At 74.0% G+C, this 18,266-nt stretch carries 11 protein-coding genes; 6 read left to right on the top strand and 5 right to left on the bottom strand.

From position 1 onward, the window contains the following. Positions 1-39 precede the first annotated feature (39 nt). From ACF1G2_RS13850 to ligD, 3 genes are all read right to left on the bottom strand, one after another. Positions 40-2,154: a HEAT repeat domain-containing protein gene (locus tag ACF1G2_RS13850; RefSeq protein WP_391798450.1), complete on the bottom strand. Its 2,115-nt coding sequence runs from the start codon at positions 2,152-2,154 to the stop codon at positions 40-42. A 240-nt stretch (positions 2,155-2,394) separates the two neighbouring features. Next, positions 2,395-3,312, bottom strand: coding sequence for a DNA ligase (locus ACF1G2_RS13845; RefSeq protein ID WP_391798449.1), 918 nt, complete (start codon positions 3,310-3,312; stop codon positions 2,395-2,397). Further along, a complete protein-coding gene (gene ligD / locus ACF1G2_RS13840; RefSeq protein ID WP_391798448.1) occupies positions 3,309-4,193 on the bottom strand; it encodes a non-homologous end-joining DNA ligase in 885 nt (294 codons plus the stop codon). The genes ACF1G2_RS13845 and ligD overlap by 4 nt, the downstream gene beginning before the upstream one ends. Before the next feature lie 49 nt (positions 4,194-4,242). Between ligD and ACF1G2_RS13835 the strand changes: the two genes are divergently transcribed. Then, positions 4,243-5,328, top strand: coding sequence for a Ku protein (locus tag ACF1G2_RS13835; protein ID WP_391798447.1), 1,086 nt, complete (start codon positions 4,243-4,245; stop codon positions 5,326-5,328). A 229-nt stretch (positions 5,329-5,557) separates the two neighbouring features. On the opposite strand, the gene ACF1G2_RS13830 is transcribed toward ACF1G2_RS13835, so the two are convergent. Beyond that, complete coding sequence (locus ACF1G2_RS13830; RefSeq protein ID WP_391798446.1) at positions 5,558-6,373, bottom strand: hypothetical protein; 816 nt, start codon at positions 6,371-6,373, stop codon at positions 5,558-5,560. A 152-nt stretch (positions 6,374-6,525) separates the two neighbouring features. Here ACF1G2_RS13830 and ACF1G2_RS13825 point away from each other — a divergent pair, with 152 nt between their 5' ends. Next, positions 6,526-9,450 carry a BTAD domain-containing putative transcriptional regulator gene (locus ACF1G2_RS13825; RefSeq protein ID WP_391798445.1) on the top strand — a complete coding sequence of 975 codons (2,925 nt, stop codon included), beginning with the start codon at positions 6,526-6,528 and terminating at the stop codon, positions 9,448-9,450. 212 nt (positions 9,451-9,662) lie between these two features. On the opposite strand, the gene ACF1G2_RS13820 is transcribed toward ACF1G2_RS13825, so the two are convergent. Beyond that, complete coding sequence (locus ACF1G2_RS13820; RefSeq protein ID WP_391798574.1) at positions 9,663-10,997, bottom strand: hydrolytic protein; 1,335 nt, start codon at positions 10,995-10,997, stop codon at positions 9,663-9,665. 175 nt (positions 10,998-11,172) lie between these two features. Here ACF1G2_RS13820 and ACF1G2_RS13815 point away from each other — a divergent pair, with 175 nt between their 5' ends. From ACF1G2_RS13815 to ACF1G2_RS13800, 4 genes are all read left to right on the top strand, one after another. Continuing rightward, entirely contained in the window at positions 11,173-11,838 is a 666-nt protein-coding gene (locus ACF1G2_RS13815; protein ID WP_391798444.1) for a response regulator transcription factor, read from the top strand. A 115-nt stretch (positions 11,839-11,953) separates the two neighbouring features. Then, entirely contained in the window at positions 11,954-15,133 is a 3,180-nt protein-coding gene (locus tag ACF1G2_RS13810) for a hypothetical protein (protein WP_391798443.1), read from the top strand. Then, positions 15,130-15,828 (top strand): DUF4255 domain-containing protein, encoded by a 699-nt coding sequence (locus ACF1G2_RS13805; RefSeq protein ID WP_391798442.1) that lies wholly within the window; start codon positions 15,130-15,132, stop codon positions 15,826-15,828. Before ACF1G2_RS13810 ends, ACF1G2_RS13805 begins: the two co-directional genes overlap by 4 nt. A 113-nt stretch (positions 15,829-15,941) precedes the next feature. Further along, positions 15,942-18,107, top strand: a complete 2,166-nt coding sequence (locus ACF1G2_RS13800) for an ATP-binding protein (protein ID WP_391798573.1) — start codon at positions 15,942-15,944, stop codon at positions 18,105-18,107. Positions 18,108-18,266 lie beyond the last annotated feature (159 nt).

Raw genomic sequence — 18,266 nt, 5'->3', positions numbered from 1 at the left:
GCCCGTACGTGGTGCGACGAAGCCGTCGCACCCGGCCTCCTACCGCTCCATCCGGTCGAGCGCGGCGCGGCAGAAGGTCAGCAGCTTCTCGTCCTCGTGGATGTCATGGCTGCTGTAGCCGCTCTCCCGCACGTTGTGACGGCGCGGCCGGGCCAGCTCCGAACGGATCACCCACCGCGCCTCCACCGCCTCGGGACCCATCTCCGCCAGGCACTCCGCGATGTCCACGCGCGCGTGCCGGTTCTCCTCCCAGGCCGCGAGCAGCACCGGCAGCGCCGCCGCCGCGTCCCCGGAGACCCGCCACAGGGCCGTCGCGCTGCGCACCCGTACCCACAGGTCGAGCGCCGTGAGCCCCGGGAGCAGGGCGGGCGCGCCGCTCGCCGCCGCCGGGCCGATCGCGCCCAGGGCGCGGGCCGCCGCGCACCGGTCAGGAGCGGTCGCGTCCGGGCCCAGCCAGGCCACCAGCGCCGGCAGGACGGCCTCCCGGTCGCCCTCCACCGCCCAGAGCGTGAGCGCCGCCTGCGCCGAGACCGCCGCCGACTCGCTCTCCAGCAGGGCCCGCGCGTCCGGGATCGCCTCCCGCGCCGCGGGGCCGAACGCGGCCAGCGTCCTCAGCGCCGCCTCCTGCACCCAGTCCCGCCGGTTCGACGGCGCCCCGCGCAGCACCCGCAGCACCTCGGGCATCGCCTGCACGCCCCGCACCGAGGCCAGGGCGTGGAGCAGCGGCGCCGCGTGCTCGTACAGCCGGTCGCCCAGGTCGACGCGGGCCAGCCGGCGGCGCAGCAGCGGCGCGAGCGGCGCGGCGGCAGGCCCCAGGGTGGGGACGGCGTACAGCAGATCACGCCGGACCTCGGGCTCGACCAGGGCGCGGGCGAGCAGCGGTACGGCCCGCGCGTCCCCCGAGCGGGTGAGGGCGAGCAGGGCGCGGCCGCGCACGTCCGGTGCCCCCGGCTCGTCCTCCGGCCGGTCCGCCCACTCCTCCCACTCGGGCCGGTCGGGCCGTCCGGGGCGCGCGGCGAGCCCGGCCGCGAGGGCGTCGGTCGCGGGCCCGGTGAGCTCGAAGAGGCTCTCCAGGAACGAGGTGGCGGCCTCGCGCAGCCGGGGATCGGGGTCGGCGAGCTGCGTCCCGACCAGCCGCACCACCTCCTCGTACCGCCCGCGCCAGACCCGTATCAGACCGCCGCTCAGCCAGATGGCGTCCGCGCGCTGGCACCGGTCCGGGCTGCGCAGCTGGGCGAGGATCAGCGCGATCCGGTCCTCGACGCGGTCGTCGAGCGCGGTGTGCAGGGTGCGCATCAGCTCGTCGGTCCACGGGGTCGCACGGCTCGCGGCATGCTCCTCGAAGAGCTCACGGACCTGCCCCGCGAACGTGGGCGCGGAAGGCCGGGAGCTCTCCGGGGCGGCCGCCTCGGGCGGCGCGGTCCGCACCTCGTCGAGCAGCCGCGTCACCCGCTCGACCACGTCGTCCGGGACCTCGCCCGGCGCGCACCGGGCCAGCTGTGTGAGCGCCGCGAGCCGCAGCCCCGGCGCGTGGGCCGCGCGGGTGAGCCAGCCGAGCCAGTCGACGGTCTCGTCCCGCAGCGACTCGTGCCGCCGCGCGATCCGCCCGACCGCCTCCACCAGCGCGAGCCGCACCTCCGTGTCCCGCTCGACGGTCAGCCGCTCTCTCAGCAGGGTCAGCACACCGGCCGGGTCCGGGTGCAGCGAGGCGAGCGCGCACGGGGCGGCGAGCCGCACCTCGCAGTCCGGGTCGCCGACGAGCCCGAGGAACACGTCGGCGCCCGCGGCGACCGCGGCGGCGGCCATGGCGTAGTTCGCGGCCGGGATGAAGTCCTCGTCGTCCGGGTCGAGTTCGTCGAGCTCGTCCTCGCCGCTCAGATCGATCCCGCCGATGCTGGTCAGCAACTCGACGATGCCGCCCCGGTCCTGGACCTCCGGGTCGGCGACGAGTTCGAGCAGGAAGGGGATGCAGGCGAGCGTCGAGTCGTACACGTCTCCCTGGTGGTGCACCGCGCCGTACATGCCGTCGAGGGCGAGCTCCCGTTCACCGGGGTCGGGCGAGGCGAGTCCGCGCAGCATCCCCGGTACATCGTCGGCTGGTCCGTAGGCATGCCCCAACGAGGCCCAGTCGACCTCCTCGATCCCCGTCAGCATGCGGCCGCCGCCTTCCCCGTGAGCGCTGTACCAGGCAGCAAGTGTGCACCACCACACCGGGAACAAGGACCCGCTGACCGGACGCGGTCCCCGAAGGGCCCGCGAGCCGCTCGCTTTGCGCCATCTGCGGGAGCGGTAAGCGGAGTTGCGCCCGCCGGTACGGGGAGTGGCGTATGGGGAGCGCGGGAGAACGGGTGTACGGAGCCGGGGACGGAGACCCGCCGGACCGTCGCCGGCGGCCTAGCCGTCGGACCGTACGCGCACGAAGCGGGCCGTCTCGTGGCGCCCGGCCTGCTGCCGCAGCTCCACGGCGAGAGGCTCGGCGAGCGGGGTCACCGTGCCGTGCTCGGGATGCTCCACCGGGGCCCCGAGCCGGCCCGCGGCCAGCGCGCCGACCTCGCGGGCCTGCGCCGGAGTCAGTTTCGGCGAGGTCGTCACCGTACGGTCGTCGGGGAGGCGGACGAGCAGTGCCCGGGGCCGGTCCGCCGGGCCCACCAGTCCGAGGAGCGTGCCGTCGAGCGTGTCCGCGTGCCGCACCTTCCGCCACGCCCACGTCTCACCGGCCCGGTACGGAGAGCGCAGCGCCTTCGCCACGATCCCCTCGACGCCCACCGCGCGCAGATCGCGGAACCAGCCCCGTGCCGTCTCCTCGTCCAGCGTCGCGAGCACGGGCTGCACGGGCGGTCCGACATCGCTCAGCGCGACGCCCAGCAGCTTCCAGCGCTCGACGAGCGGCAGCGCCCTGACGTCCCTGCCGGGGAGGGCGAGGACGTCGAAGGCGATGTACGAGACCGGCACGCCGGCCTGTCTGCGGTCGGCGTGCGAGCGGAGCAGGTCGGTGAAGCTCAGCCGTCCCTCGCGGTACGCGCACAGCTCCCCGTCCAGGACGACGCCGGCCGGCAGCCGGGCGCCCAGATGCGCCGCGATCTCGGGAAACTCCCGGGAGAGGTCCCGGTGCGAGCGCGACTGCAGGAAGACCCTGCGGTCCTCCAGGACGAAGGCGAGGGCCCGGAAACCGTCGAGCTTGAGGGTGTACTGCAGACCCCCCGGAGTGCTTCCCTGCGCCGGGATCTCGTCGGCCGGGCGCGGGCGCATGACGTCGACCGGCGGCCGCAGGACGGGACCCTCCGCGGGCCCCGGTCCGGGGGCCGCGGTCATGGCAGGGCCCCGGCCCGGTCCGGGTCGAAGAGCGGCCCGAGCAGGTCTCCGTGCCGCTCCAGACGTGGCGCGATGTCGTCCATCAGCAGGACGAGCCGCTCGGGCGCGTCGCACGCCTCGACCTCCTCCCAGGTCACCGGCGCGGAGACGGTGGGCCGGGGGCGGGCGCGCAGGGTGTAGGGGGTCGCGGTGGTCTTGGCGGCGGCGTTCTGGCTGAAGTCGACGAAGACCTTCCCCGGCCGCAGCGACCGGGCCATCCGGTGGACGACGAGCGCCGGATGGTCCGCCTCCGCCTCGACGGCGAGTCGCTTCGCGTACGCCGACACCTGGTCGGACGGGGTCGGCTCCAGCGGAACGAGCAGGTGCAGGCCCTTGGCCCCGGAGGTCTTGGCGAAGGCCTCCAGGCCGTCCGCCGCGAGCCGCTCCCGCAGCCAGAGGGCCACCCGGCAGCAGTCCACGACGGTGGCCGGCGGCCCGGGGTCGAGGTCGAGGACGAGTCGGTCGGCGACGGCCTGCGAGCCGGCCCGCCACTGCGGGGTGTGGAACTCCACGACCAGGTTCGCCGCCCACATCAGGGAGGCGAGGTCCTGGATCATGACCTGGCGCGCACGCGGGTCGTCGGAGCGGGGGACCGGGGTGGTCTTCACCCAGGCGGGTGTGCCGGGCGGCGGGTTCTTGGTGAAGAAGAGCTGCCCGTCGGGGCCGTCCGGATAGCGCAGGAAGGACACCGGGCGGTCGCGCAGATGCGGCAGGAGCGCGGCGCCGACGGTGGCGTAGTAGTGCAGCAGCTCGCCCTTGGTGGTGCCGGTGGAGGGGTGGAGGACCTTCTCCAGATTGCTGAGCGGGAGGCGCCGCCCCTCCACCTCCGTGATGGGCGTCATACGATGAGAATCCCACGAATCCGGAAGTACCGTGCGAAAGGGATGAAACGTGCGATCCATATGGAACGGCGCCATTTCCTTCGGTCTGGTGAGCATCCCGATCAAGCTGGTGAACGCCACCGAGAGCCGGTCCGTGTCCTTCCGCCAGATCCACGCCGCCGACGGCGGCCGGATCCGCTACCGCAAGGTGTGCGAGCTGGACGGCGAGGAGGTCTCCCAGGCCGAGATCGGCAAGGCCTACGAGGAGTCCGACGGGACCATGATCCCGATCACGGACGAGGATCTGGCGACGCTCCCGCTGCCGACGGCGAAGACGATCGAGATCGTGGCCTTCGTGCCCGCCGGGGAGATCGACCCGCTCCAGATGGATGCCGCGTACTACCTCTCGGCGAGCGGGGCGGCAGCCGCCAAGCCGTACACCCTGCTGCGCGAGGCGCTCAAGCGGAGCGACAAGGTGGCCGTCGCCAAGTACGCGCTGCGCGGGCGCGAGCGGCTCGGGATGCTCCGGGTCGTGGACGACGTGATCGCGATGCACGGACTGCTCTGGCCGGACGAGATCCGGGCGCCCGAGGGAGTGGCCCCGGAGACGCCCGTCTCGGTGCGGGACGCGGAACTCGACCTGGCGGACGCGCTGATGGCGACCCTCGGCGAGGTGGACATCAACACCCTGCACGACGACTACCGGGAGGCGGTCGAGCAGATGATCGCCGCCAAGGCGGAGGGCGGCGCCGCGGTGGCGCCCCCGGAGCCCGAGGAGGCGGGCGGCGGCCAGGTCATCGATCTGATGGCGGCCCTGGAGAGCAGTGTCCGCGCGGCCAAGGAGGCGCGCGGCGAGGGCGGGGACGCCGACGTGAGGGAGCTGACTCCCCGCAAGACCTCGGCACGCACCCCGAAGGAGACGGGCGCGCGGAAGTCCACGTCGAAGACGGCGGCGAAGAAGGCGGCCCCGGCCCGCAAGTCGACGTCGAAGACGGCCGGCACGGGGTCCGGGGCGGGCGGTGGCAAGGCGGCGGCGAAGAAGACGACGGCGAAGTCGGCCACGAAGTCGACGGCGAAGACGGCCGCCAAGAAGACGGCGGCGAAGAAGACCACGGCGTCCGCGAAGAAGGCGACCCCGCGCAAGCGGTCGGCATAGGGGCATAGCCGCGAGGCGGCGAGGCGGAGGCGGTGGGGCGGCGCCCCGGGTGGTCGCGGGCGACCGGCCGCCGGGCCTGAGCCTCTTCCGCGCCCGGGCTCTTCCGCCCCCGGAGCCTTCGGCGCCGTGGCCCGCCCCCGGAGCCTTCGGCGCCGTGGCCCGCCCCCGGGGCCTTCGGCGCCGTGGCCCGCCCCCGGGGCCTTCGGCGCCGTGGCCCGCCCCCGGGCCCCTAGCTCTTCAGCAGCTCCCGCAGCGACCCCTTCATCGCGGTCACGAACGCCTCCCGCTCCGACTCGCCCACCAGGTCGAGCGAGAGGTACGGATTGAGGTCCTCCAGCTCCACGAGCAGCAGCTCCCCGCCCGGCGCCCGGCAGGCGTCGACGCGCTGGATGCCGAACTCCAGACCGTTCCAGTCCACGAACCGCCGCGCGAACGCGAGGTCGTCGCCGGTCGGCTCGTACCGCTCCAGCCTCCACCGCGCGTCCGGGTCGGGCGCGTAGAGGGCGTACTGGAAGGCGTGCCCCACGAAGTAGAACGAGACCTCGTACGTGAACGGGATCCGCGGCTGGACGAGCATCCCTGCGGGGTCCACGTCCTGGAGGTCCGCCCGCTCCACGAACCGCAGACCGACCGAGTCAGCCCCGAGGACCGGCTTGACCACGTACTCCTCGGCCTCCGGCAGCCGCGCGAACTCCTCGCGCCGACCCGCCGTGGGAATGACCGGAAATCCCTCCCTCGACAGCTGGAGGAGGTAGTCCTTTCCGGCCATGTCGCCCTTCCCGCTGAGCGAGTTGAACACGCGCGCGCCGCCCTCGCGCGCGGCGCGGGTGAAGGCGTCGTACGCCTCCTGGTAGTGGAGGACGGGCCCGCTGTTGCGTACGACGACGGCGTCGAAGCGGCCCATCAGCGCGGCGGCGTCGAGCGGATGGCAGAGCGCGACGTCGAACTCCTCGCGCAGCCGTCCGGAGAGCCAGATGTCCTCGTCGCAGTAGCGCCGCCCGCGTGCCTGGTAGCCGAGGTCGGTGACGTAGAGAAGCGATTCCATGTGTGGTCCCCTCTGCCCGGTTCGCGTTCGGTGGCCGGATCGCCACAGATTACGTGACGGAAACACGCTGGCCACAGCCGTAACGGATACGCCTCCTCCGACACTTAACGTGAGCGAACACAGGTGCGAGAGCGAGAGGTGAGGGCGGCAGCATGCACTACCGGATCCTGGGACCGGTGCGGGTTTGGCGAGGTGACGCCGAACTGGCCCTGGGGCCCCCGAAGCAGCAGGCCGTGCTGGCGCTGCTGCTGGCGCGGGCGGGAGAACTGCTCACACCTCAGGAGGTGATCGACGCCCTCTGGGAGGAGCCGCCCGGCAGCGCGGTCAACGTGGTGCACCGCCATGTCGGGGCGCTGCGCAGGCTCCTGGAACCCGAACTGCCCAGCCGGACCGCCGCGAGGCGGCTCCTGCGAGGGGCGGGCGGCTACCGGCTGCGTGTGGAACCGGGCGAGCTGGACCTGATGCGCTTCCGGTCCCTGCGCGAGGACGCCGGTCGGGCCACGGCGGACGGCGACCGGCCCAAGGGGGTGTCGCTCCTCGTGGACGCCCTCGGGCTGTGGGGCGGTCCCGCCGGCACGGGCCTGCCCCCGGGCGTCGCCGCGCACCCTCTCTTCACGACGCTGAACCACGAGTACCTGGCCGCCGTCAAGGAGGCCGCAGACCTCGCCCTGGCGACCGGGCACGTCCCGGCGGCGCGGCAGGTCGACGTCGAGCGCGTGCTGACGCTGCTCGAACAGGCCACCCACCACTACCCGTTCGACGAGGCGCTGCACGCCAGGCTCGTCACCGCCCTCGCCGCCCTCGGACGGCAGGCCGAGGCCCTGGCCGTCCACCAGTCCGTACGCTCCCGGCTCGTGGGGGAGCTCGGCGTCGACCCGGGGCCTGAGCTGCGCGCCGCCCACGAACGCGTCCTGCGGCAGGCCGTGCCCGTCGTGGTCCGAGCCGTCGACCCGCGGGGCGGCGCGGCGGAGCCGGAGACCCGACCGCCGGCACCCTCGTTCCTTCCGGCCCAACTCCCCTCCGACATACCCACCTTCGCCGGGCGCCGCGGTGAACTGGCCCTGTCCAAGGAGCTGCTGGACGGGCCCGACGGCACGGACGGCGCCTCCACCCCCGCCTCCGCCTCCGGCGGGGCGCCGGCGATCGTGGCGATCAGCGGCATGGCCGGGGTGGGCAAGACCACCCTCGCCGTGCACTGGGCCCACCGCGAGGCGCGCCGCTTCCCGGACGGCCAGCTCTACGTGAACCTCCGCGGCTTCCACCCCACCATGACCCCCCTCGGCGCGCCCGACGTCATGCGCGAGGTGCTCTCGGCGCTCGGGGTCCCGCCCCAGCGCGTCCCGGAGGACCCCCAGGCCCTCCCCGCCCTCTACCGCAGCCTTCTCGCGCCCCGCCGCATGCTGATCCTGCTGGACAACGCCCGGGACGCCGAGCAGGTCAGGCCCCTGCTCCCCGGCACCCCCGGCTGTCTGACCCTCGTCACCAGCCGACACCGGCTCGACGGGCTCCTCGTCACCCACGCCGTCCGCTTCCTCGGTCTGGACGTGCTCTCCCGCGCGGAGGGCTACGAGTTCCTGGCCCGGCGGCTCGGCCTGGACCGGGTCGCGGCCGAGCCCGAAGCCGCCGGGGACATCGTCGAGCTCTGCGGACATCTGCCGCTCGCCCTCGCGATCGTCTGTGCGCGCGCCCTGCTCAACCCCCGGTTCGCCCTGGAGGCGATCGCCAAGGAGCTGCGCGCCGACCGGGGCAGCCTGGACTCCTTCGCCGGCAGCGATGCGAGCGCCGACGCCCGGAGCGTCTTCTCCTGGTCCTACCGGGCTCTCACCCCGCCCGCCGCCCGGCTCTTCCGGCTGCTCGGCGGCTCGCACGCGGGGCCGGAAATCTCCGTCCCGGCCGCCGCGAGCCTCGCGGGCGTGCCGGTACGGGAGGCCCGCCGCCAGATCGCCGAACTGCTGGAGAGCCAGCTCCTCCTGGAGGAGGCGCCGGGGCGCTACTCCTGCCACGAGCTGCTGCGGGCGTACGCCGGGGAGCTGAACCGGGAACGCGACGACGAGGCGGAGCGGTCCCATGCCCGGCGCAGGCTCGTCGAGCACCATCTGCACAGCGCGTGGGCGGCCGACGCCCTCCTCGCCCCGTACCGGGACCGGGTTCCGCTGGCGCCCCCGGGCGAGGGCGTGGTGCCGGAGGAGCTGACCGACGAGACGCAGGCCGCGCAGTGGCTCCACCGGCAGCGGCAGGTGCTGCTGGCGGCCGTGGAGCGCGCCGCCGCGGACGGCGACGGCGGCGAAGGTCTCTGCTGGCGGCTGGCCGCGACCCTGGAGCTCTTCCTGGACCGGGCCGGACGCTGGGAGGAGCAGCGGGTCATCCAGGAACGGGCCCTGCGCGCCGCCCGCGAGGCAGGCGACACCACGGGCGAGGCGTACATCCTGCGCGCGCTGGGATTCGCGTACTGCAGGCTCGGGCTGTTCAAGGAGTCCCACAACACCCTCTCGCAGGCGCTCGACCGCTTCACCGCAGCCGGTGAACGGGACGGACAGGCGACCGCCCACCGCAACCTGGCGTTCCTCTGCAACGCGAGGGGGCGGCACACGCAGGCGCTGGAGCACTACCGGCTGGCGTCCGCGCTCTACGAGTCCTCCGGACACCGCACGGGAGCGGCGGCCGTGCTCAACGAGATCGGCTGGACGCACATCCTCACCGGCGCCTACGAACAGGCGCTGGACGACTGCGGCAGAGCCGTCCTCCTGCACCGCCGGAACGGGAACCGCAACGGCGAGGCCGCGGCCTGGGACAGCGTCGGCTACGCCAGGCACCACCGCGGTGAACACGCGGAGGCGCTCGACGCCTACGCGCGGGCGATCGCCCTCTACCGCGAGATCGGGGACCTCAGCCTGCAGGCCGACACCCTGGCGCACCTGGGCGACAGCCACGCGGCCGCGGGCGACCCCGCCGCCGCGGCGGTCGCCTGGCGGGAAGCCCTGCGGCTCTTCGAGCACCTGGGTCATCCCGACGCCGAGCAGGTCAGGGAGCGGCTCGCCGAACGGGACACGCTCGCACCGCCATCGGCGCGGTGGTGAAGCGGGACGTCACTTTTTCGGCACTGAACTCTGTTTACCCTGTTCCTGAAACCGCTCTCAGGGAATCGGGCCGTGGCCAACGATCGTGACAGGTCAGGCCGTTCCTCATGAGGATGACAGAAGACCGGTACGGCCGTCGGGTTCAGGACGAACCCGTCGGCCCGGTCTTCCCGTTCACGAAACCGAGAACAAAGATGTGTTTACGTTCCGCTTCACGGCCTCAGGTCACGGAGCACACCGCTGACGTTCAGCACGGCGTGGCAGCCGGACGCCTGCCGGCCGGTCGCCGGAGTTCCCGGCTTCGCGCAGGTCACTTCCGCGGTCACGGTCGAGTTCTCGGGGATTTCGATGGGGGTGACCCAGTGGTAGTCCTGATTCCGGAAGGTCTCGAGCGCGATCGTGGTGATCTTCCGCTCACCGAACGAGATCGTGATGACACCCTCGTCGCCCTGGAAGTTCGCGACGACCATGTCCGTGACCCCGAACACCTTCCCCCGGGGCACCTGGTACGTCCCCGCCTTCTTGCCGCCCTTGCCCGTCTGGACGTCGATCGTGGCGGAACTCTGCTGACCGGGACCGGAACGGCCCGTACCGGACCCGCCGTCGCCCTGTCCGCCGCCCGAACCCTGGTCCTGACCACCGGTCCTGTCGGCCGGCTTGACCCGCGCCCTCTCCTGCTCGGCGGCCTCCTGCTGCTTCGCGGCCTCCTCCTTCTGCGCGGTGGTCGCGGCCTCCTTCGCGGCGCTGCGCACCGCGGGCCTGACCAGCGCGAACCAGGCGACCAGCAGTGCCATGAGCACGGCGAGCAGAATCAGCAGCCACTTCGGCAGGACCGGCAGCTGGACGAACTCGCCCTCGACGACGCCCGACACGGCGGGCTCACCGCCGCTCTCCGTGCTCCACGAGCTCTCCGCGGACCCCGAGGTCTTGGCGATCCCCGGCGCGTCCGCACCGCCCTCGGCCGACGCGGCAGCCTCGGCCACCTCGATCTCGAAGGGGTGGCTCACCGGCTCGCCGAACCAGATCAGCGGCCGTACCCCCGCCTTCAGCGCGACCTCGGCGGACTCGCCGGGCTCGAGACGCTTCCGCTGCGGAGTGGTGCGCAGGCTCAGCTCCTCCCCGGCCTGCCGGCCCGAGAGGACGAGCGACACGGGCGTGTTCCCCTGGTTCCGCAGGGCGACCCGGTAGCGCGCCCCGCGCCAGCCGCGCCGCCGGCGGGGCGTGAGCTCCTGACGTACCTCCCGGAAGGCCCCCACACGCACCGTGGTCTCCGGGACCGTCACGTTCTCCGGGTGCTCCACGGGCAGGACCCGCACACCGAGCGGCTTCTCCCCGGCACGGACCTCGGGGGAGCGCGGCGGGGCCAGCCGCACCGTCACCGTCTCGGACGTGCCGGGATAGAGCGAGACACGGGCCGGCTCGACGGTGCTCCACGCGGCGCACTCACCGACCACCGTGAACGTGTACGCCTCGACGATGTCGCTGTCGTTGCGGACGTTCAGGGTGGTCGTCGCCTCGCCACCGGGCGAGACCGTCACGGTCGGCATTTCGAGTTCGGCAGAAGTGGTCACGCAGGGAACCTAGGCCGCCGAAGGGCCCTTCTCCAGGGCCGCAGGGGCCAACGACCGGGCAGCCCGAATGCCCCCGCGGACCAACGCCGCACGGCCACGCGCCACATCTGAACCACCCGCCGGCCGTAGACCCTCCGGCCGGCGGACGACCATGAAACGGGTGGGAAGAAACATGACGAACAGCGATCAGTGCAATTCCAGGGTGTCGGTCTCGGTCTACGCCGAAGACCTGATCCTCCAGGCGGGAATCACCGAACAACTGCGCAGGCGCCCCGAGGTGGAGCTGCTGCCCGAGGCCGACGCCGACCGGGCCAGGGCCACCCTGGTGGTGGTGGACACGGTCGACGACTCCACCGTGCAACTGCTGCGCCGCCTCCAGCGCAACACCGCCACGAGCACCGGACTCGTCGTCGGACGGTTCGAGGCCGGCGCGCTACAGACCATGATCGAATGCTCGGTCGCCGCCGTACTGCGACGCGCCGAGGCCGACCAGGACCGCCTCGTGCACCTGGTCACCGCGCTGGCCAAGGGGGAGGGCGTCCTCCCCGGCGACCTGCTGGGCAAGCTCCTCGCCCATGTCAGCAGCCTCCAGCGGACGGTCCTCGACCCGCGCGGCCTGACCCTCTCCACCCTGACGACCCGTGAGGCCGACATGCTCCGGCTGGTGTCCGAGGGCTTCGACACCGTGGAGATCGCGCAGAAGACCTCGTACTCCGAACGGACCGTCAAGAACGTGCTGCACGAGGTCACCAGTCGGCTCCAACTGCGCAACCGCGCCCACGCGGTGGGTTACGCGATGCGGCACGGACTCATATGAGTGCCCGAAAGAGCAGCGGACGCTTCCCCCGGCACGGGTACTCGCGCCCTGGCACCGCTCGACCCGGGCTGTGACGCTCGACGACGGTGAACCGCTCCCAGACTGTGAGGTGGACGTGATCGGCACCCCCGGCCCGGTGGGCCGTATCGGGCTGGGCAGACTGTCCGTCGCCGTGGCGCTGATCGTGCCCCTGCTCGCGGTGAGTTCACCCCGCGCCGCCACCCCCGCCGCCGCGCCCGCCCGCGCGGCGGCGGCCGCCGACGAGACCGGCCGCATCGCCTTCGCGGGCACCGAGCACCGCTCCATGGGGCGCGTCACCGGCGAGCCGGCCACGAGCGAGCCGCTGCTCGGCAAGGGCCCGGCGCACTACGACACCGAGGCCTCCGCGCGCGGGGACCAGGTCGTCTTCACCAGCCTGCGCGACGGCACCCGTCCCCAGGTGTACCTGCGGGACGCCGCCGGGGGCATCCACAAGCTGACCTCCGACCGCGACGCGGCCAACCCCGAACTCACCCCGGACGGCCGGTCCGTGGTGTTCGACTCCGCCGAGCCCGGCATCGGCGGCACCCAGCGCGACCTGTGGATCGTGGGCACCGACGGGTCCGGGGCCCGTCCCCTCACCGAGACCCCCGCGAACGAGACCGCGCCCACCGTCTCGCCGGACGGCGCCAGGATCGCGTACGCGACCGACGCCGACCCGCTGCGCGGACGGCAGATCCACCGCCGCCAGCTGGCCGGCGGAGCATCCGAGCGGATCAGCGACGGACCGGCCGGCGACGCCGACGACCCCGCCTGGAACCCGGTCGACGACACCGTCAACCGCGACCTCGTCGCCTACACCCTCACCCTCGCCCCCGGCGGTCAGGAGACCGGCTCCCGACTGCGCGTCACCTCCGGCCGGGGCGCCGACGGCCCGCTTCTCTCCGGTGAACAGGCCGGCTGGAACACCCGGGCCGCCGCCTGGCAGCCCGACGGCGACACCCTCCTCTTCCTCAGCATCAACGGGGCCTGCGGCTGCACCAACCCGTACGACACGGTCTACCGGGCCGTCGCCCACTCCACGACCAGGGCCGAGGTCGTCCTCTACGAGGACCGCGTCGTCGACTCCCCGACCTGGCTCGGCCCGCAGAACGGCGGCTCCGTCGTCGTCACCCGCACCACCGCCGAGGCCCGCAACCACGCGTACCTCCAGGACGTCCGGCCCGACGGCTCCGACCCGCGCGACCTCGGTGTCAAGATCCTCCGCGAGGACCCCGCCGCGAGGACCACCACCGACCCGGCGGCCGACCCGCTCTTCAACCCGGCCAAGGGCTACGACCCGTGGACCCAGCGCCAGAACTACACCCCCGACGGCCGGCGGATCGTCGTCTCCCGCTTCTCGGGCGACCCCGAGACCGGGCGGATCGAACAGATCTGGCTCACCGACGCCGACGGCACCAAGCCCACCCTCGTACCGCTCGCAGGACGCGGCGAGAAGGACTGGGACACCGACCCCACCTTCTCGCCCGACGGCAGGCTCCTCGCCTTCACCCGAACCTCGCCCGGCGGCGTCGGTACGGCCTCCGGCCCCGGCCGCATCCTCGTCGCGGACGCCACGACCGGCGCACTCGTCGCCGAGGTACGCCCGCCCGCCGGACAGACCGGCGGCGACGCCCAGCCGACCTGGTCCTCGGACGGCACGACCCTCGCCTTCACCCGCAACCAGACCATCGACGGCGTGGGCGGCAACAAGCACATCTGGACCGTGCCCGTGAAGGCGCTCGACCAGCAGAGCGACCTGAGCGCACGCCTCTGCCCCGGCACCTGCCAGGTCATCGACGACAGCCCCGCGTTCTCGCCCGACGGCAAGCGCCTCGCCTTCAACCGCAAGGACGGCGGCGGGCGGGTCAACGAACGCAACAGCGTCCTCATGACCGACCTCACCGACGGCCGCTGCCAGGTCCTCCTGCCGGCGGGCCGGAGCGGCGACCCCGACGGATGCCGGCGGGACGTCCCCGACACCTCCGCCACCGGCCCCTTCCAGCCCCGCGACGTGGCCTGGTCCCCGGACGCGAGCCGGCTCGTGTTCAGCTCCCGCCGGGCCCTCGCGCCCAACTCGCCGGAGGCCCTGTCCACCGTCGAGCTCGCCACCGGCGCCGTCACGTCCCTCACCGGTGCCCTTCCGGGCCGCCAGAAGGAGCCCGCGTACCAGCAGTCCGTGAACCTGACGGTCACCGCTCCGCCCGCCGCGGACCCGGTGACCGAGGGCGAGACCGGCACGGTGACCGTGACCGTCACCAACCAGGGCCCTTCCGCCGCGCCCGGCACGACCTTCACCGCGGCCGTACCCCCCGGCGTACGCCTCGACCTGCTGACCCCGTCGAAGGGGCGGTGCGAGCCCGGGTCCCCGCAGTGCGACCTCGGGGTCCTCACCCCGGGCGAGAGCGTCACCGTCCTCGTGACGCTGACCGGCGTGACCCCCGGCGACCAGGTGATCGACTGGTCCGTCACCGGAGCCGTGATCGACCGCAGTCCGGCCGACAACGCCACCCGGACCCTCGTCCCCGTCGACGACGCCCCCGCGCCCCCGACGCCGACCCCGACCACGCCGACGCCGACGCCGACACCCACGCCGGCCCCGCCGAAGCCCACCCCGCCGCCGCCCGCGCCCGAGGCCGGCCCCGCGCTGACCCTCACCGCCCAGCCCGAACCGGGGTACGTCGGCGGTCGCGTGGTCCTCACGTACACCGTCCGCAACGGCCGGGAGGCGCTGGCCACCGGCCTCTCCCTGCGGCTCGGCCTGCCCCGCGGCATCCCGGCCGGGAAGGCCCCCGCAGGGTGCGTCGACGGTGTGTGCGCCCTCGGAGACCTCGCCCCCGGCGCCTCCACCGTCGTCACGGTCGTCCTCTCCCCGGACAAGGCGCTCACGGCCACCGCCAGCGGCCGGATCACCACCTCCGGCACGGACGCCGACGCCTCCGACAACGCCGACCGGCAGCGGATCCGGATCCTCCAGCCGAAGATCGTGGCCGTACCGGCCATCGGCAAGCCCGGCTTCGTGACCTCCGTGCGCGGCAAGGACTTCCCGCCCGGCACCCCCGTCACGCTCAGCTGGAAGCCCGGTATCACCGCCGCGGCCGTGCCCACCGTCCCCCGCGCCGACGGCACGTTCATCGCCCAGCTGCTGATCCTCGCCAAGGACGAGACGGGGCCGCGCACGATCACCGCCAAGGGCGCGGGGTTCTCCCCGGTCACCACGCCCTTCCTGGTCGTCACCGGCAACGTCGCCCCGCCCGACGAGGTGGCGCGCCGGTGATCCACGAAGTCGACGAGGGGCTGCGCCTGCTGCTCACCCAGTCGGGCCTGACCGAGAGCGGTGTCGACCTGGTCTTCGACCCGCCCACCCGTGAGTGGGCGGCGCGCCGCAACGCCCCGACCGTCAGCGTCTTCCTCTACGACATCAGGGAGGACGTCGAACGGCGGCGGACCGGCAGGCTCGAGGAGTACGACGACACCGGCCGGATCGTCGCCTACCGCACCCCGCCCCGCTGGTTCGACCTCACCTACCTGGTCACGGCCTGGACCAACCGGCCCCAGGACGAGCACCGGCTGCTCTCCGAGGTGCTGCGGTGCATGGCCCGTACGGACGTGCTGCCCGCGCGTCTGCGCACCGGCACCCTGGCCGAGCTGGGCCTCGCCGTCCCCATCGAGGTGGCCGGCGGCGGCACCCAGGGCCGGTCGGCCGGAGACGTGTGGTCCGCCCTCGGCGGCGAGCTGAAGGCCGCGATCGACCTCAGGGTGCTGGCCCCGCTGGCGGGGGAGCTCATCGACGCCGCGCCGCCGGTCACCGAGGGGATGGAGGTACGCGTCGCCCCCGCGGCCGACGACACACCGCCGGACCCCGGACGGCGCCTGCGCTACGACGACGCCGGCGACCCCGGTCCGCAGGGCTTCGCCGCCCCGCGCGACAGGCCCCGGCCGACGCGCCGCCACCGGGGGCCCGTCCGGTGATCCAGGACGACGTACGGACGGACGTGGACGCGGACATGGAGGCGGGCGCGGAGCCGGGCGTGGACAGGGGCATGGAGCCGGGCGTGGACGCGGACAGGGAGGCGGCTGCGCCCATGGACGGGGCCGGGGATCCGGCCGGGCTCGCCCACCTCTGGAAGCGGCTGGCCCGCGTCGAACTGCGGGTCCGCGACGCGGTGGCGGCCCGCCACGCGACCGACCCGAACCCGGACGACCCCTACCGGGGCCAGTACCTCACCCCGGAGGGCGCGGAGCGGCTCCTGAGTGCCCCGGCGGCCTTCCACCCGGGCCCGGGCTCCGCCGCGCGTACCGCAGACGCGGCCCCGGCATCCGCAGGGTCCCGGCTGCGCCGCCTCGCCGAGGACTTCGGACTCCTCCCGCTCGACGAGGAGTTGCTGCTCGTGGCCCTCGTTCCCGACGTCGACGCCCGCTTCGAGGCGCTCTACGGCTACCTCAACGACGACCTCACCCGGCGGCGCCCGACCATCGGCCTCGCCCTCGAACTCTGCGGGGAACCCGTCGCGGGACCGGGCCGGTTCCGCTTCTCCGCCGCCGCGCCCCTGATGCGCGGCGGTCTCCTGGAGATCACAGAACCGGACCGTCCGCTCCTCTCGCGCACCCTGCGCGTGCCCGACCGGGTCGCCGCGCATCTGCTCGGCCACGACGAGCCCGACGGCAGGCTCGCGGGGCTGGTCGACACGGGGGCGTACGCTCCGGGGCCGTACGACGAGACGGTGCTGCGCGTGGCGGCGGCAGCCGCCCCCGGCACCGGCCCGGTCCACCTCAGGGCCCGGGGCGGTGACGCCGGCCGGGCCGCCGTCGAGGCGCTCACCGCCGCGGGCCGCCGGCCCCTGGTCCTCGACGTCTCCGCGCTCACCACGGACCCCGAGGCCGCCCGTCTGCCGCACCTCCTCGCGACCGAGGCCCGGCTCTCCGGCGGTGGCATCGTCGTCGGACCGCTCGAGGCCCTCGAACCCGAACGCCCGGAGCGGGCGCGCTGGTTGCGCGACCTGTGCGCCGCCGCGGCGGGCCTCCCGCTGATCACCCACGGTGCGAAGAACTGGGACCCGCTCTGGTCCCGGCACAGCCCGGTCCCCTTCACGATCGGCCCGCCCGCCACCGGACGCAGGGCGGCCCAGTGGCGTCAGGCCCTGACGGACGCGGCGGCCGCCTCCGTACCCTCTGCACCCTCCGGCGTCTCCGGGGCCTCCGGCGCCGCAGGCGCCGCACCCCCGCACCCGCTGCCCGTGACCCTGCCGGACGACGACGCTCTCGAAGCGGCCGTCGCCTCGTACCGCCTCGACGCCGAGCAGGTGCGCAAGGCCGCGACCGTTGCCGTCCGCACGGCGGTCGCACAGCGCCGGCCCGTCGTACCGCAGGACCTCCGCACCGCCGTACGCGCCCAGAACGGCGCGGGCCTCGAACGCCTCGCCCGTCGCATCGACCCCGCCGTCGGCTGGGACGACCTCGTCCTGCCTCCGCCCACCCGCCGCCAGCTCGGCGAACTCGCCCTGCGCGCCCGCCATCGCGAACAGGTGCTCGGCCGCTGGCGGATGCGTCCCGGCGGCGGGCGCGGACGCGGCGTGATCGCCCTGTTCGCCGGCGAGTCCGGTACGGGAAAGACGATGTCCGCCGAGGTCGTGGCCGCCGAACTGGGCATGGAGCTCTACGTGGTGGACCTCTCCACGGTCGTCGACAAGTACGTCGGCGAGACGGAGAAGAACCTGGAGCGGATCTTCGTCGAGGCCTCGGAGGTCAACGGAGTGCTGCTCTTCGACGAGGCGGACGCGATCTTCGGCAAGCGCTCCGAGGTGAAGGACGCGCACGACCGCCATGCCAACGTCGAGTCGGCGTACCTGCTCCAGCGCATGGAGTCCTTCGACGGCATAGCGATCCTCACCACCAACCTCCGGGCCAATCTGGACGAGGCGTTCACCCGGCGCATCGACGTGATCGCCGACTTCCCCATGCCCGACGCGCGGCAGCGGCTGGCGCTGTGGGACCGCTGTCTGGGTCCCGAGATGCCCCGGGGCGACGACCTCGACCTGCAGTTCTGCGCCGACCGCTTCGAGCTCGCCGGCGGCTCGATCCGCGCCTGCGCGGTGACGGCGGCCTACCTCGCGGCCGAGGCGGGCCGGCCGCTCGGCATGCCCCAGCTCGCCTCCGCCGTCCTGCAGGAGTACCGCAAGCTCGGCCGTCTGGTCCTGGAGAGCGAGTTCGGTCCCTGGCTGCGGAGCGAACAGACCCCGACGGCGGGCTGACCGGCGGCCGACGCGCCCCCGACCTGCCGGTTCGACCCCTCCCACCTGCCGGTTCGACCTCTCCCACCTGCCCGTTCAGGCAGAGGAGTTGCCCTCCGCCGGGGACCTGGAGGCCTAGGACCGGGCACGTCGTGGCGGTGAGACTCGGTGGTGACCCAG

The sequence above is a fragment of the Streptomyces sp. NPDC013457 genome (genome assembly GCF_043089925.1).
In the GTDB taxonomy this organism is placed as follows: domain Bacteria; phylum Actinomycetota; class Actinomycetes; order Streptomycetales; family Streptomycetaceae; genus Streptomyces.
Note: the sequence above shows the minus strand (reverse complement) of the source record. Positions and strands in the feature narration are given on the sequence as shown.